Raw genomic sequence first — 15,388 nt, 5'->3', positions numbered from 1 at the left:
TTCTTATGGTGGCGGGACGGGTGCTCGAACTTAGGTAACTGTTGATAAAAGCCTGATTCTGCGGCCATTCCAGCCGGACGAAAAAAGTTTTGGCATAGGGAAGAAAGAAACGCGCAGACGCCGTTCACATGTCGTTGCTGAAGCTCAGCTCACATGAGTTTCCTCCTCCGCACGCAAAACAAAAATCCTCGCGAAGAAATTCTTTGCGAGGATTGTGATGTCATGAGTTTGGAGGGTTCGTAAACGCCGGCTGCTTGATGCCGAGGACGAAGTCCGCAACTCTCGCGCCTAGTTGCTTGCCTTCACCAGCCAGCGTTGGTGATCCGGTTCGCGGAGAACATCGAGCCAGCTCTGGATGTAGGCGGCGGCCTGCTCGTGATGAGCCAGTACGATGTCGGCTTCGAGACCCAGGAACGTGGAGCCCATTTCGACGACGAGTTCTTCCTGCGAATACACCTTCCCGCCGAACTCATCGTGCTCGACAAGAGTCTTGCGGTTAAGCCGTGACTCGTGCCCTGTCGCATGAATCAGTCCATGGAACAGCGTGAGGTAGTAAGTCTCGCTGCTCTCGAACCGCCGCCCGCCCTGACGGCGCATCCATGGCAATTTCTAAGATTCAAAAGTTAAGGGCCAGCGCACCCTTTCTCAGATCGCTTTCATTTCATTGGCGGCCAACTACTGGGCGCATCTTATGCATGGTACCACACTGTCGCATCTGGGCGCTTGGCTCAAAGTTCTCCTGCTGCGCAAGCTCGCCGCCACCTTCCAAGGTCCCTGTGCCGCAGAACCCCCGGATAAGAACACCTTAACGCCCTAGCCTTCTTGAGGAGGTGCGAATGGCTGGGAACAATCCTCAATAATAGAGCGGAAGTTCCTTTCGGTGGTAACGGGCGAAATGGCTCATCATGACACCTTCAGGACGTGAATTTCCCTGGGGTGGTCTGAGCTTGGAAAGGTCCGGCAGGTCCGGTGGATAACCAAACTTCAAGGGCAGGGCCTTCCGTATTCTCGGGTCGATGCTTTGAAAGATGAGAAGATGGAAGCAACGGTCATCGACTCGATCCTGCGCGTTTAGTCTAAGGTACTCGATCAGTTGTTCTCCTTGGCCTGTTAGAGCCAGGAAACGCCCTGAGCGCAGGTTCAGTTTCAAGTGGGAGGCAAGGCTGACCTTGCAGGGATCTGGCAGCCCCAGCATGGTTGACTTGAGCGTGTTGCATCGGATGCAGGCGTAAATCAGGTTGTCGTAGTCACAGGTCAGGTCCTGGTGCAGGCTCTTGGGCTTCACATGATCGATGCTGAACCGGTTGTGGGCTTCCGGACCCCATCGTTCGCGCGTCAGGCAGTACACGCAGCGGAACTCAAATTCATCCCGCAGCCACGGCTTGTACGCAACGTAGTCACTGTGGCCCTGGGGCCCGTGGATCCGGCGGTAAGGCTTCGCGGGAAAGCTGAAAGGATGCGGAGTCTTGGACTTCGGTTTTGCTTTGGCCTTCGCACCGGCCTTGCCGATCTTGGGCCGGGGACGCTTCGCGGTTTTGGGCATAGGCCTATCCCTTTCTTTGGCTCTTGGTATCCTCGACAGTCTGCCGCAGTTCCGCCAGCAGGCCGAAGCCGGTGGGGGCAGTCATGCTGAGATATTCATCCATCAATTGTTCGAGCTCACGCAGTTCAGCCTCCTCTTCAGGCTTGATGACTTTGGCCAGTTTCTTGTCCACCAGATAAATGCGCCTTTCATTGGCGGCCGTCCAGTTCTTCGCTGAGCTCTGCTTCTCCTGAGCCGTCAATTGCGGGATCTCAACAAAGTAGTCGATGTATAGCGCGCTCACAGTGACCGCCTTCTCGAACTCCTGCCACCGGGCATCCGACGATGCCTTTGCACCGCCAGGCGGAATCATGATGCCTTGGTCTGAGCGCAGAATTCTGCCGTGGGTCTTGTGCTGGAGCGCGGCCATGACCCCTGGATGCGGCAGCTTCCACATCTTCCGTCTGGCCGCTGCCTCATCGATGGAGACCATCGCAACTAAATCCGGACTGGTCATCATTTCCAATCCGTAACGCCTCGGTGTACCCTGACGGCTGCCGTGATGGGACGCATTGTAAAGCACCGTCCGCTCCAGAAGCTGCCGACAGGTGACCGCCTTAGGATCGTCCAGTCCCACATCCGTCGGCCATCGATATTCATGCCAGGAAAGCCAGCTCTGCAGTTGCGCATCGCCAGGGAACAGCAGCACCTTGCTCACGCTGCGCGGTCCGCTGAGTTCAATGGCCGTGGCGAGGCTCGTATCATTCCGTCTCGAATCATAGTCCAGCTTCACTCTCGAGGGGGGTCGGTCAGTTCTTTTGTCGATCCGCCGCCAGCCCGAGTTGTCGGCGCTGAAATAGCCATCAAACGCGGGATTTTCTCTCGCCACGCTGAAACTGATTTGATCGCGGTCATCAAAGGGACATGCCATGCTCTCTTCCGCGGCTGCGTTCCTGGCCACGATGGCCTTCAAGTCCGCGCCCAGCTTGGGAGGACCCAGGACAAAGACCCGCACGCCGGCAACTCCCGGGAGCGCGACCGGACCATCCCCGCCCCGGAAGTAGCGCACGCGTGAGGCCCGACCTTGGAGGTAGTCCACAGCCTCCTCGGAGGATGACCTCCTCTTCGAGCCGTCACCTTTCACCAGGGGACGAAAGAATGTGGTCTCCCGCATTCGACGGGCATTCTCATCCATGGGATCCTCCGTCCATCCAAGCCAAAGCTGGTCAATTTCAATTTTGTCGAAGGTAGCGCGAGCTTGTTTGAAGCCGGAAACGCAATCCCAATGCGAGTGCGTCACCACCACCACGTCCAGATGGCCCTCTGTTGCCTTGTGAATGTCTTTGACAACTGTCTTCATTGCCTGAAGCGCGCCCTCTCCAAGAACAACCCCGCAGTCAATCAGCATGTAAAACGGCCGTCCCAGCCTGGGAAAGCTCAGCAGGGTGCAGTGGCCCAAACCGTGGCGATACATGCGGACTCGCACGGACGTCGTGAGTTCGGGATCGACCCTGGTCTTCCTTGTCGCTGCCTTTGAGTCCGGCTTTCTGCGCTTACGTGGCGCAGCGGGAAGTTTAGATGTCTTCTTCATAAATCCAGCTCCTCGCGTCAAGAGTGGTTCGGAGGGATGCATCGATGCGCAAAGCGGAAAAAGGCTCTTCATCCGTGAGGGTTGCCCGCTCGCGGAATGTCGGGTCTGGAGATGCGAATTCCAGGTTGAAGCTGCGGGCTCGAACGAGGCGCTCCTCAGAAAGGATGTCCTTCGCGACACACAGTTTTGCTTTCCGCGTCGCTGGATCAACCAGAAGGGTGCATCCACCCAAAAAATAAAAATCTGGATCCCCCCTTTCGGCACCTCGATCTTGCGCGGCCTGGACTGCTGGATCGAAATAACCACGCCTCCTCTGCGACACGGTGATGATCCAGTGGACTGCCTGCTCTCCGTCAGTCCCTGTTTTCCGCGACAGACGCGCCGATGTCACCTCAATCAGAGCCATTTCATCGGCTCCACCTTCAAGGGTCTTCGTTGCATGTGGTCTAATGGCGAGTCCCATCTCCCGAACGACATTCTCGGGCAGTTTGTTCGCCCCTTGAGAGAACCACTGAGACAACCTGAGGCACCACTTTTTACCCTGATCATACTCTTCTTGCCTGGTCCTGGCAGGTCTCCAGTTGAGCATTCCAGGAAACGCGATCTCTGTCGTTGGCATCCGCCACAGCAGGCTCTCGGCGGACAGCGAACTTAAGTCCATAGGATAGACTCCATATCGCCGAAAAGATTCCACGATTGCGATCCGGTAGTTTCTTTCATCGTCCGGCACCACGTCCTTGTCCGCTGTCACCATGGCCCTGAGAAAGTCACCGAAATTCACATCGACCGGCGGGCAATAGTCGATCGCCCGGATGCACATGCGCAGCACATGGGATGCACTTTTGGCGGCCACTGATGAAAGGGCGTCAATCAGGTGGGGGGGCAGCTTTTCCCCTGGCATCGATTCGTGCCTCGTCAGCCCCAGCAGCTCCATACTGCGCTGCCTCAACAAAGTCAGAAACACATCAAACACGGCTGCCACCAGGATTGCCGCTCTCCGAGGCATGCCGGACGTCTGCAAATCGACTGGCAGTTCCGGCTTGCCGATGCAGTCTCTCAACTCCGCATAGCGTCCGGAGGATTTTGCCAGATTCCTGGCCAGTTCCATCAACCGGTTCTCATTCGCTTGCGGATCAGAGCTGAAGTTTGCCTGCGAACGCAAAATACCCGGCAGTGAAAAATGCAGAAGAAGACCGGCCAGATCGCAGAGCGCCTCATGAGTCGCCATCGTGTGCGGACTGCTGTCACCCGCACCGGCACCACGGCACAGCCCATCCAAGATCGCATGGCTGGTTTCATGGATCACCATGTCATGGGAGAGACAGGTAAAGGCGGTCCTCTGTCGCCGCAAGTCCATGAGTCCTGTCGCGCCGATTGAGTAGTACCCCAACAGCAGGGCTTTTTTGGCAGGACTGTAATAGGCATTGGGTTCGCGCAGTGCATGAGGATGGATGCGCAACCGTTGCACAAAGGTTTCCCCGCTCTCCTCGTCCCGATGCGGAGACCATAGGATGGACCGGCCCAATCCCTGCTCAAACACGCGGATCGTAACCATCGCCAGCGCGTAGACTGATTGCTGGTGAAACTGGGGGATACCTTGCGCGGGTGTGAGGCCATCCTGCGCCAGAATCCCGCACGCATTGAGATTCACAGGTTCATAGCAACATTCGCTTCCGGGGTCGATATCAATCACCTCGATGCATTCTCCGACGGGCCCAGGTTGCAAATCTTCCCAAGGCACCTTCATGGCGATCTGGTTCACCCCACTGCCGAGCACCAGTCCCAAATCCGGGTTGATTGAATAGATGCGCAAGCGCCGAAATGAAGGTTTTGGTGAATGCCCATTCATGGCTATTAATCATTAGCGGTGTGCTTCTACAACGTATCGCTCCACAGCTAGCTGTAACATTGGATTTGGCAAGGCCAGTCATCACGTCGGCACAAGGGATCAATCGCAAGAAATTTTGGCCGCGCGACGAAGCTGATATAATGGCAATGGGAGCATGGTACGCGAGGCTATCGCAAGCGGAACAATAATAAGTTGTCAGATACAGCGGGACGTGGCCGAACTGTCAGAGTGTTTGAGCTGGAATCTCGCTAGCCTCGGACCTCGCAGGCCGCGCCATGTGGCCGTGATCGTGACGAAGGCTGCGTTCGGCGATCCGCCCGAGGGCTGAAGTTCATACACGAGTTGCTTCGACTTTCTGGGGGCGCTCATGGTTTGATAGGCGGCAATCTTGTCCAGAGCGCACAGATTGTCATGAGGTGTGGAGTCTCGTTGCCATTGAGATGAATTTTAGAAAAAAACGTCCTCGTGTGAGTAAGGTGGCGCGCAGCAGCAGAGGAAGCGCAGCGTTTGGGATGCGGTGATCTGATGCCAGGCATTTGGCGGAATGAGGATCGCATCGCCAGGACTCACGTCGCGGGTTTCACCATCGATCTCCATGCTGCCCCGGCCTTCGAGGATGAAGTAGAACTCCTCGCTGAGCTTGTGGTAGTGGCGCTCCGTCGGCTGGCCGACGGGGACAAGGGCTTCGGCGAGGGATTGATTCCGCACGGGCGCATTCGTCTTGTCGAGAATGCTGCGGATGGTGCTGCCGTCCTTGGTGGTGAAAGGATTCTGTGTGGAAAGCTGATTGATGGTCATGGGCTGCGGCTCAGGCTCAACGATGGCAGCAAGAGTTCCACTCAAAAAACCGCGAGGTGAACACGGACACTGGTTCAAGCTCCGAGGCCGAGGGTGCCTTCGCCCGTTTCAATCTCGGAACCGGAGGTGCTTCTATTATTCGAGAACAGCTCGCCGATGGCGGTCAGAATTTCACCTGCCGTGTAGGGCTTGTGCAAAAACGTGTTGATCTGCAGGGAATGGAGCGCGGCGGCCTTGTCCTGCCGGCCCTTCGCACTGCCCATGCCGCTGGAGGCGATGATGGGGATGGTCGGATCCATCTTTTTCAAGGTGCGGGAGAGGGTGACGCCATCCATGAACGGCATCATGATGTCGGTGAGCACGGCTTTGATCTCGCCACGATGCACGGAGAACTGGGCGATGGCCTCGGTGCCGTCTCCTGCGGTGAGCACCCGATAACCATGACCCATGAGCGTTTTCTGAACGACATCACGGATGGCTACCTCGTCATCGACAATGAGGATCATCTCCCCCTGCCCTCGCGGTGCTTCCGGGGCGGGAGCGGCGATGGTGGCCACCACGGCATCCGGCGCGGCAGGCAGGTAAATCTCGAAGGTGCTGCCCACACCCACGCGGCTGCGCAGATTGACGAAACCCTGGTGGCTTTTGACGATGCCCATGACGGTGGAGAGCCCCAGGCCGGTGCCTTTGCCGGTCTCCTTCGTGGTGAAGAAAGGATCGAAGATCTTGTCGATGACTTCGGGCGGAATGCCTTCTCCGGTGTCGGTGACGCGCAGCAGCACGTAGGGACCCGGCGCAGCGTCCACATTCATGGCGGCGAAATTTTCATCCAGCCGGATGTTTTCCGTGGTGAGGGCGAGCGCTCCGCCGAGAGGCATGGCGTCACGTGCGTTGACGCACAGGTTGAGCAGCACCTGATGGAGCTGGGTGGCATCGCCGAGGACAGGCCAGACTTCGTCGGAAGTCCGGGAGGACATGTTGATGCTCTTGGGGAAGGTTCCCGTCATGATCTTCATCATGTCACTGACGAGGCGGTTCGTCTGTACGACCTGCCGCTGACCACCGGCGTCACAGCCGAAGGTGAGCAACTGCTTGATGAGGTCCGCCCCGCGCTGGGCGTTGGTCTCGATGTTGCCGAGCATTTTTTCATAATCTTCCGGGGACAGCTCGCGGCGTAACATGAAGGCAGAGAGGAAGATGGGAGTGAGGATGTTGTTCATGTCATGCGCGATGCCGCTGGAGAGCCGCCCCACGCTTTCCATGCGCTGGGAGCGCAGGAACTGCGCCTCCATGCTTTTCTTCTCCGTGATGTCCTCGACCACGGCGACAAAGGATCTGACGCCCGCGATTTCCAGCACGCTGATGCGTGAACGCGTGACGAATGCAGTGCCGTCTTTTTTGCGGCTGCTCATCTCGCCCATCCAGGCCCCCTTCTCCCTCAAGTAGCTGAACAGCTCGTCCATGGCGAGGTGGCTTTCCTCGGGCGGGGTGTTTTTGATGATGGAGAAGTGCTGGGCAATCAGCTCGCCGCTGTCATAACCGAACATGGCATTGCATGCGGCATTGCTGAAAACAATGAGCCCGTTCTCATCGCATACAGCGACGCCTTCCGCCATGCTTTCGAGCACACGCCCCTGCATCCTGAGGGCTTCATCCGTCTTTCTGCGTCCGGTGATGTCGGTGTTGATGGCGAGGACAGACTTGGGCTGCCCCGCAGCGTCGCGCACCAGGGTCCAGTGGCCCTCGATCATCAAATGCCGCCCGTCCTTGCTGATCTGATGCAGCTCCCCTACCCACTCACCAGTCAGAATGACCTGTTCGTTTGCATGTTGGAAGGCGGCCTCATCTTTGTAGAGAACCTGCGCCACCGAACGGCCGACCGCCTCCGCCGAACTCCAGCCGTACAATCTTTCCGCGCCCTTGTTCCAGTAAGTGACGTGGTGCTGCAGGTCATGCACGAGGATGGCGTCCTGTGCTTTGTCGAGGAGGGAGGCCTGCTCGCGAAATTTTTCCTCCAGCATGCGGCGCTCGCTCATCTCGCGCTTGAGATCCTCGTAGGCCTGCTCTGCTTTTTCGCGATTGCGCACGGCATCCGCCATCATGCTCACGGCGGCGGCCTGGGACGCCTCCAGTTCCCGCGTCCTCTCCCCCACCATCTGCTGCAGATCGCCAAGCGCACTTTTCGATTCCCGCAGCAGGAGCCATTTCTGCGTCAGCGCATTGGCCATCTGGAGAATCTCGATGGTGTCAAAGGGCTTCTTCAGGATCAGCAGCCGGTCCAGCGGATCGATTTGCTCCCGCATTTCGTTCCAAGAACAGTCTGCAAACGCCGTGCAGATCACCACTTGAAGATCGGGGCAGATTTTCCAGATCCGCTGCGTCGTTTCGATGCCGTCCCAGCCTGGAGGCATGCGAACATCCACAAAGGCCATGGCGTAAGGCCGGCCTTCCGCCAGTGCCTGCTCCACCATTTTCAATCCTTCCTCACCTTGGGAGGCGGTGTCGATCTCAAAGAGCATCTCATGCCGGGTGCCGAAGATGCGCGCCTCGGCCGCCTGCAGCGCCGCGTCTTCAGCGTCGGGCTCACCGAGAATTTTCCGAAAATCTTCATGAATCGCGTGATTGTCATCAATGACAAGGATGCGGCGGTTGAGGTTGTCGATTGCGTTGTTCATGAGCTTGGTTGTGTGGTCTGCAATGGAAGTTCCAGGGTAAAGACAGCGCCCCGGCCCACGCCGTCGCTCTCCGCAATGAGCTTTCCGCCCATTTCACGCGCTGCCAGGGCGCCGCTGTGAAGGCCGAAGCCGTGGCCGTCTTTCTTGGTCGTGAAGCCGTGTTGGAAAACCCGGGTCAAATTTTCCGGCGCAATGCCGGCACCGTTGTCGATGACCTTGATCTGAACACTGTCCTTGCCACCCATGGCAACCCGCACCGTCAGCCGCTTGTCTTCACCGGCCTGGTCGAGCGCATGCTTGGCATTGCTGAGCAAGTTCACCAAAATCGGCAGCACCTTGTGCCGGTCCACCAGAACCGGCGGCACTTTCTCGAACTCACGCACCAATGTCACGCCATGGCGGGTGAGGCTGGCACTATTGATGTTGATGGCCCCTTCGACAATCTCGACGACGGGAAGGGTTTCCAGCACACTCGAGGTGCGGGCGTGCCCCTGCTGCATGGCCACGATCTGCTTGATGTGTTCGATGTTGTTCTGAAGAGACTTCATCTCCTGCAAAATCACCTTCTGAGGTTCCGCGAGGCTTTCCGCCAACTGCACCATGTAGGCTGGCAGTTCTTTGCCTCGGGAGTCCTGCGTAAAGAACTCAGACAGATGGTGTTCGTGTTCGCGGAGCAATTGGGCCACGTTTTTCAGGCTGGCGATCCTGAAGTGGCGGATTTTGCCAGCCACGGTCTCCGCCGACACGTTCACGCTGTTGAGCACGTTGCCCACATTGTGCAGGACATTCGTGGCCACTTCCGCCATGCCGGCCTGCCGCGATGTCACCAGCAATTGTTGGTGTGCCTCCGTCAATTCAGCCGTGCGTTCGATGACCTGGCTTTCGATTTCCGCATTGATGCTTTCAAGCCGGCTGCGGCGTTTGGCGACCTCCAGCGTTTCCGTCAGGTTTTGCTGAATCGAAATCGTCAGGAAGACATTTTCAATCAGCACCCAACCGACGTGTTCCATCCACCTCCATTGACCGGCTGCAAGCTCTCCAAAGATGGACTGCGGCCAAAAGACCCCGCGTACAAAGTGATCCACCACCACCACCACCGTGGCCGTCACGAGCACACGCCAATCCCGATAAAACGCGAGGAAAGTCAACGAGCCGAAGATATGGAAATGCGTTTCAAAGCGGCCGCCGGTCAGATGGATCAAGAGCGCGGATGTCAGAATCTGCGCCACAGCTATGACATGGCGGGTCACCACACGCCCAGGCCGTCTCCACGCCAGCAGGACCGGAGCAGCGCTGATCACCCCTCCGAGGCATGTCGCCGCCCATATGTGCCACAGAGGTTGGATGGAAGAACCGCTCCAAGCCATGGGCGATAGCCACACGGCGATGACGATCCCGCCCAACCACTGCATGACCATCAATTTGGCAAACAGCCGGTCCGTCTGGATGTGATTGCGCCGCTGCGAGATGCGATAAAGCCGCGCTGTCCGTTCACTTTCCTCTAAACCAGGCATGATCGCGCCTTTTGGGGAAGCAGAGGAACACATGCGAACTCCCCCTTGACGGCTTTTCTCCGTAAAGGACACATCTTGAGTCACGTAGCCAGCCGAGATCATCATGGTACGTCACTAATTTTGCACCCGTTATAACAACTGTAAATTCAATAAACATCTATCTATTCCCCTTCGCTGACCGGAAACACCCTCATTCGCCCTCTTTTGCTCCCCCGCCCACGTCGAACTGACTTGGAAAGCTAGTTGCTGGCCAAGCGCGCGTTGGCTACTGCTGGCACATGTCTAAAGGATTTGCCCTCGGCCAATGTCGCGCAGTGATCACCGGTGCGTCATCGGGCCTCGGGGCCGAGTTTGCACGACAACTGGCCCCGCTGGCTGACACACTGGTGTTGGTCGCCAGACGTGCCGACGCGCTGGAGGCGGTGAAACGCGAACTTTCGGCCTCTAGCGCGAAGATTTTCTGCTGTGTGGCCGATCTGGCGACAGATGAGGGCCGCAAGGAGGTGGTAGCGTTCTTGGAAGAGAATGGCGTGCAGCCCAACCTGCTCATTAATAACGCCGGGCTGGGCGATTACGGCAGTTTTGCGAGTTCTTCGACGGAAAAGACCCGCACGCAGATCGAACTGAACATCACGGCGCTGACGATGCTGACGCACTCGCTGCTGCCAAAGCTGGGCAGGCCTGCGGGTATTCTGAACGTGAGTTCGCTCGCCAGCACACTGCCGATGCCGGATCTGGCAGTGTATGCGGCGTCGAAAGCCTATGTGACGAGCTTTTCCGAGGCGCTGGCGGTGGAGCTGGCTCCGCAGAACATTACGGTGAGTTGCGTGTGCCCGGGTCCGACACCGACGAATTTCAGCAAAACAGCGAAGCGTGAGGACGGGACGGACACGAACCGCGAAGGCCAGTCGCTGCTGCGCATTCCACCGGAACAGGTGGTAAGCCGGGCGTTGCGAGCACTCAGGCAGGCCGAGGCGTGTGTATTTCCAGGACTGGGCGTATCGGTGGCGGGAAAGCTGTTCCGGCTGATGCCGCGGAGGCTGATGAGGGTTCTTCTCAAAAGAAGAATGGAAACAAGCTAAGCTTTTGGAACAGCTTTTCGAACAGGCGGGACGTAAAAGATGTCCGTCAGCACGCCTGATAAATCACACACCCATCATGAAAACACTTCGTCTCCTCTCCCTGTTTGTTTTCTCCCTCACGGTTCTTCACGGTGAAGAGCTGGAAAAAATCACCCAGCCCGGCGCGGTGTCCGGCACGGTGAACATCGCCTTCAACACCCGCACACGCCTAAACGACCAAGGCAAGCCTGAGAAAGGCGCGAAGGACATCTATGAGGTCGCGCTCAACGTGGGCAAGACCACGGAGTTTAAGGGCAAGGTCGAACGCCAGCCGCTGCTCACGAGCAAGATTCTCGGCAGCGTGGAGCAGCCGGGCCAGCTTTTTTACTCGCTGGATCTCGCCGTGCTCAATCCGGTGAACATGACGCAGAAAAAGACCGTGGGCAAATGGGTCGGCACCGTGCCGATCGACAACCAGGGCATGTATGAGCTGGCAGGCGCGGGTGAGAGTAAGCACCGCGTGAGCATTGATGCCATCGGTCGCGCCCCTGCCTTCACCGACAATTTTGGCGGCCGGCTCTACGGTAAAGGCAAGAAGACCGACGGCGTGATGTCCTACGTGCGCAAGCTCCAGGGCAAGGAAGTGAAGCTCGAGGTGAAGAACGTGGACCCAATGCGCTTTGAAAACGTCCAGCTCGCGATGGGCCCGGCGCAGAGCTACCCGAAATGCACGGTGACGGGCAATCTCGACTTCGACTATGAAACAGGCAACTGGCTGACCAACGGCGTACGCTTTCACTACGCGCTCAACGGCAAGGAATATGACGACGTGGTGACTGGCTCCATCAAGTGGGTGGAGGATCCAAACCGCGCCTCCAATGGCAAAGGCCAGTATGAGTTCAACCTGCGCTGGAACGAGGACAAGAACAAGCCGTCCAGCACCGAGGCGGATGCGTTCAAGAGCGCGAATGACGAAGAAGCGTTCTTCGCCGTGGATAATAGCGTGCCCTCGCTCACTGGTGTGGTGACGTATCAGGATACGATGGCGAAAGTCGGCGGCGAGGACTCCTGCACCGCGAGCAAGATCACCTATCAGCTCGATGCGAATCAGCTCACAAAGCAGCAGATCATGAACTTCATCAAGCTGTGGCTCATCGGCATCGGCCCGACGAACGACGAGTAATTTGAATGTGCCAATTTTGCGGCGTGGTCCACACCGGGCCACGCCCTTCTTGTTGAACTCCACACCCACTCAAAGCCATGAATCCAGGCCGCACTCCTCTGTTCCGCTCCGTCATGCGCGCGATGCGCGAAGCCTCCATGCCCTACCGCACGCGGCGTGACTTCATTCGTCTCACCGGTGCTGCCGGTATCTCCGCCGCCCTCGGCCTGCGTGCCCAGGATGTGGAGAAAAAACCCTCAAAGAAAATCGAAGGGCCGGTGGCAGTGGTCGGTGGTGGCATCGGCGGGCTGACTGCGGCCTACCGCCTGATGCAGGCGGGCGTGGAAGTGCATCTCTACGAGGCGCAGGAGCGCTTCGGCGGACGCATGTGGACGAAGCGCGATTTCAACAAGGATGGCATGTTCGTTGAGTTGGGAGGTGAACTGGTGGACTCGAACCACACAGATCTCATCGACCTGGCGAAAGAACTCGGCGTTGACCTGCAAAACTTGAAGGAGGGCGATGAGGGCGTGGATTTCTACCACTTCGGCGGGAAGTTTTACACGGACAAGGATGTCATCGCCGCCTTCGAGCCGCTGGCGAAGAAGATCGCCGCAGATGCGGAGGGGCTTTACGACGACAAGGAGGAATACACCGCGAAGGCGAGGCAGCTCGATAACGTGAGCCTGAAGGACTATCTCAAGCAGATCGGCGCGGGCGCCGACCGCTGGATTGTGCAGATGCTCGAGGTGGCCTATGTGCCTGAGTATGGCATCGACGCGGAGAAGCAGTCCGCGCTGAACCTCATCGACTTCATCAATCCGGACACCAGCGACGGCTTCCAGGTCTTCGGCGACAGTGATGAAGCCTGGCGCGTGCGCGGCGGCAACGACACACTGCCCACGGCGGTGCAGCGCGCCATCCAGAGCAAGGTGAAGCTCAACAGCGGTCACCGGCTCGTGCGCATTCAGGAGGAGCGCGAAAAAATCAAGCTCAGCTTCACCACCGGCTCGAAATTGCTCACGCCAAGCTATGCCAACGTCATCATGGCGCTGCCATTCACCATTTTGCGCAACATCGACGGCGTGAAGGAACTCAAGCTCAGCGAGGAGAAGCAGCGCTGCATTCAAGAGATGGGCTACGGCACCAACCTCAAAGTCATGTACGGCTTCACCGAGAGGCTCTGGCGCAAGCCCTTCGGCGGGCGCACGGAGTTCTGCAACGGTGCTGTGTATGCCGACAAGAGCTTCCAGTCCGTGTGGGAAACCAGCCGCGGACAGGCTGGCGAAAGCGGGATCATCACCAACTTCATGGGCGGCAGCATCGGCGCGCAGTACGGCCCGGAGAACATCGAGAAATACATCGCCGAGCTCGACACCATCTTCCCCGGCCTCAAAGCCAAGGCTGATGGCAACAAGACGATGCTCAACTGGCCGAGCATGAAGACGATGCGCGGCAGCTATTCCAGCCCGCTAGTGGGCCAGTACTGCTGGGTTTACGGAGCAGCAGCAACGCCAGAGCTTGAGGGACGCCTCATCTTCGCGGGTGAGCACACCAGCGGCGAATCGCCCGGCTTCATGAACGGCGGTGTCGAGAGCGGCAACCGAGCCTCAAAGGAACTGCTGGGGGAAGAAGCGTAAGACTTGCATGCCGGGTGCGGCAGGCTGTACAATCGCCCTGTGCGTTGTCCTGCCTGCCGAACTCCCGCGATTGAAAACGATGCTGCCTGCCGGCAGTGCGGCTTTTCATTGGAGGTGGCGGACCGCACCTTCGGCATCGCCCCGGCGCTCCAGCGCCCGGTTGCCGACACCACCGGCCAGTTGGGTGCGTTTGCGCAAAAGCGCGCGGCGCACGTGATCACGCAGGTGGAACGGCGGTTTCCGCAGCTTGCGATCGCCGCGGTGCTCATGGAAGTGCCGCAGCAAGCACCGCTGACGGCGTATGCATTCTGGATCTTCAACCGGGGGCGTCTGTCCAGTGCGGTGGAGAAAGGTGGCGAAAACCGGCTGGTGATGCTGCTCATCGACACGAACACCGACCGGGCCATCGCGATGGTGGGCTACGGGCTGGAACCATTCATCCAGGAAATACATTTGCAAACCTGCCTGCAGGCGGCGCAGCAACCGTTGCAGCGCGGGCATTTCGCACAGGCCATTGAGTCGTTCACACGCGAGCTGGACCGTCAGCTCCGCGAGCTGTGCCGGCTGGTGCCCAAACAATTTGGGCTGGCGCAGGAAACCCAGTGGCTGGATGCCAGCGCTCCCGGGGACGAAGCCGTGGGAATGGCGGAAAGCCTGTATTGAACACGCTCATGATGAACCGCCGCCATTTTCTTCACCTGGGTCTGTTGAGCGGAAGTTCTACACTGCTTCGTGCGGCGGAGTTTTTGCCGCAAAACGTGACTTTCATTGGCGTGGCGAAGTTCCAGCAGGTTGTGGCACGTGCGGTGGCAGAAAACTGGGCGGCGCTGCCGATGGGTGCACGCGTGGCGCAGTTCGGGCAGGCGCTGCGTGGCACGAAGTATGTCGCATGGACGCTGGAGATTGACGACCGCATCGAATCGCCCTCGGCGAACTTCAACGGGCTGGACTGCTGGACGTTTTTTGAGATCGCGCTCGGCCTGGCGCGCATGATCGCAAAACGGCAGCGCGACTACTCGACTTCGGATTTGCTACGTCAGATCGAATGGACGCGCTATCGCGGTGGTGTTTGTCACGGACACTATCTGGACCGCATTCATTACTTGGACGAATGGTTCACAGACAACGTAGCACGAGGCACCATCCGCAACGTCACGCGTCAAGCAGGGCCGGTGGTGCGGCTCACAGGACGTGGCAACGACGAGATGTCGCTGAATCCGAAATTATACCGCTACCTGCGTGCGAATCCTGCGTTGGTTCCGGCGATGCGGCAAATCGAATCACGGCTGGAACAGGTGCCGTTCGATTTCATCCCGAAGCAGCACGTCGCGACCTGTGAACCACGCCTTCAAAGTGGTGACATCATCGGCATTGTGACGAACCGCCCGCATGTTTTCTGCTCCCATGTCGGCTTGGCGTTGCGAACCGGCGACGGGGCATGCCGCTTCATGCACGCTTCGGCGACCTACAAGAAGGTCGTGGTGGACAAAACCATCCATGAGTACCTGGACGCGATCAAAAGCCACGCAGGCATCATCGTGGGCAGGCCGCGCGAAGTTTGAACTGCTCAGCGATC

The 15,388-nt window shown here is 58.3% G+C and carries 12 protein-coding genes; 5 read left to right on the top strand and 7 right to left on the bottom strand.

Annotated elements, in window-relative coordinates; all coding sequences use genetic code 11:
* Positions 1-288: 288 nt before the first annotated feature.
* From U1A53_RS26645 to U1A53_RS26615, 7 genes are all read right to left on the bottom strand, one after another.
* Entirely contained in the window at positions 289-597 is a 309-nt protein-coding gene (locus U1A53_RS26645) for a zincin-like metallopeptidase domain-containing protein (RefSeq protein ID WP_322284968.1), read from the bottom strand.
* A 256-nt stretch (positions 598-853) separates the two neighbouring features.
* The gene (locus U1A53_RS26640; protein ID WP_322284967.1) at positions 854-1,543 is read right to left on the bottom strand and encodes an HNH endonuclease signature motif containing protein; all 690 of its coding nucleotides are present in this window, start codon (positions 1,541-1,543) and stop codon (positions 854-856) included.
* A 4-nt stretch (positions 1,544-1,547) separates the two neighbouring features.
* The gene (locus U1A53_RS26635) at positions 1,548-3,113 is read right to left on the bottom strand and encodes a hypothetical protein (RefSeq protein WP_322284966.1); all 1,566 of its coding nucleotides are present in this window, start codon (positions 3,111-3,113) and stop codon (positions 1,548-1,550) included.
* Positions 3,097-4,962 (bottom strand): hypothetical protein, encoded by a 1,866-nt coding sequence (locus U1A53_RS26630; protein ID WP_322284965.1) that lies wholly within the window; start codon positions 4,960-4,962, stop codon positions 3,097-3,099. The genes U1A53_RS26635 and U1A53_RS26630 overlap by 17 nt, the downstream gene beginning before the upstream one ends.
* Before the next feature lie 447 nt (positions 4,963-5,409).
* A complete protein-coding gene (locus tag U1A53_RS26625; protein WP_322284964.1) occupies positions 5,410-5,760 on the bottom strand; it encodes a cupin domain-containing protein in 351 nt (116 codons plus the stop codon).
* A 74-nt stretch (positions 5,761-5,834) separates the two neighbouring features.
* A complete protein-coding gene (locus U1A53_RS26620) occupies positions 5,835-8,435 on the bottom strand; it encodes a PAS domain S-box protein (protein WP_322284962.1) in 2,601 nt (866 codons plus the stop codon).
* Complete coding sequence (locus U1A53_RS26615) at positions 8,432-10,054, bottom strand: ATP-binding protein (protein ID WP_322284961.1); 1,623 nt, start codon at positions 10,052-10,054, stop codon at positions 8,432-8,434. The genes U1A53_RS26620 and U1A53_RS26615 overlap by 4 nt, the downstream gene beginning before the upstream one ends.
* A gap of 173 nt (positions 10,055-10,227) precedes the next feature.
* Between U1A53_RS26615 and U1A53_RS26610 the strand changes: the two genes are divergently transcribed.
* The 5 genes from U1A53_RS26610 (at position 10,228) to U1A53_RS26590 (ending at position 15,374) form a co-directional block, all read left to right on the top strand.
* Positions 10,228-11,031 carry an SDR family oxidoreductase gene (locus U1A53_RS26610; protein WP_322284960.1) on the top strand — a complete coding sequence of 268 codons (804 nt, stop codon included), beginning with the start codon at positions 10,228-10,230 and terminating at the stop codon, positions 11,029-11,031.
* 76 nt (positions 11,032-11,107) lie between these two features.
* The gene (locus U1A53_RS26605) at positions 11,108-12,193 is read left to right on the top strand and encodes a hypothetical protein (RefSeq protein ID WP_322284959.1); all 1,086 of its coding nucleotides are present in this window, start codon (positions 11,108-11,110) and stop codon (positions 12,191-12,193) included.
* Positions 12,194-12,270: 77 nt separating this feature from the next.
* Positions 12,271-13,812 carry an NAD(P)/FAD-dependent oxidoreductase gene (locus U1A53_RS26600; protein WP_322284958.1) on the top strand — a complete coding sequence of 514 codons (1,542 nt, stop codon included), beginning with the start codon at positions 12,271-12,273 and terminating at the stop codon, positions 13,810-13,812.
* Positions 13,813-13,926: 114 nt separating this feature from the next.
* Complete coding sequence (locus U1A53_RS26595; RefSeq protein WP_322284957.1) at positions 13,927-14,475, top strand: TPM domain-containing protein; 549 nt, start codon at positions 13,927-13,929, stop codon at positions 14,473-14,475.
* An 8-nt stretch (positions 14,476-14,483) separates the two neighbouring features.
* Positions 14,484-15,374 (top strand): N-acetylmuramoyl-L-alanine amidase-like domain-containing protein, encoded by an 891-nt coding sequence (locus U1A53_RS26590; protein ID WP_322284956.1) that lies wholly within the window; start codon positions 14,484-14,486, stop codon positions 15,372-15,374.
* Positions 15,375-15,388 lie beyond the last annotated feature (14 nt).

Origin of the sequence: Prosthecobacter sp. (assembly GCF_034366625.1) — a bacterium.
Taxonomy (GTDB): Bacteria; Verrucomicrobiota; Verrucomicrobiia; order Verrucomicrobiales; family Verrucomicrobiaceae; genus Prosthecobacter.
The sequence above is the reverse complement of the archived record's forward strand: the minus strand, read 5'-3'. Positions and strand labels throughout refer to the sequence as shown.

Bases quoted from the DNA above. Each gene is read 5' to 3' on its own strand.
- U1A53_RS26645 (WP_322284968.1), bottom strand. From the start codon at position 597: ATGCGCCGTCAGGGCGGGCGGCGGTTCGAGAGCAGCGAGACTTACTAC.
- U1A53_RS26640 (WP_322284967.1), bottom strand. From the start codon at position 1,543: ATGCCCAAAACCGCGAAGCGTCCCCGGCCCAAGATCGGCAAGGCCGGT.
- U1A53_RS26635 (WP_322284966.1), bottom strand. From the start codon at position 3,113: ATGAAGAAGACATCTAAACTTCCCGCTGCGCCACGTAAGCGCAGAAAG.
- U1A53_RS26630 (WP_322284965.1), bottom strand. From the start codon at position 4,962: ATGAATGGGCATTCACCAAAACCTTCATTTCGGCGCTTGCGCATCTAT.
- U1A53_RS26625 (WP_322284964.1), bottom strand. From the start codon at position 5,760: ATGACCATCAATCAGCTTTCCACACAGAATCCTTTCACCACCAAGGAC.
- U1A53_RS26620 (WP_322284962.1), bottom strand. From the start codon at position 8,435: ATGAACAACGCAATCGACAACCTCAACCGCCGCATCCTTGTCATTGAT.
- U1A53_RS26615 (WP_322284961.1), bottom strand. From the start codon at position 10,054: ATGATGATCTCGGCTGGCTACGTGACTCAAGATGTGTCCTTTACGGAG.
- U1A53_RS26610 (WP_322284960.1), top strand. From the start codon at position 10,228: ATGTCTAAAGGATTTGCCCTCGGCCAATGTCGCGCAGTGATCACCGGT.
- U1A53_RS26605 (WP_322284959.1), top strand. From the start codon at position 11,108: ATGAAAACACTTCGTCTCCTCTCCCTGTTTGTTTTCTCCCTCACGGTT.
- U1A53_RS26600 (WP_322284958.1), top strand. From the start codon at position 12,271: ATGAATCCAGGCCGCACTCCTCTGTTCCGCTCCGTCATGCGCGCGATG.
- U1A53_RS26590 (WP_322284956.1), top strand. From the start codon at position 14,484: ATGATGAACCGCCGCCATTTTCTTCACCTGGGTCTGTTGAGCGGAAGT.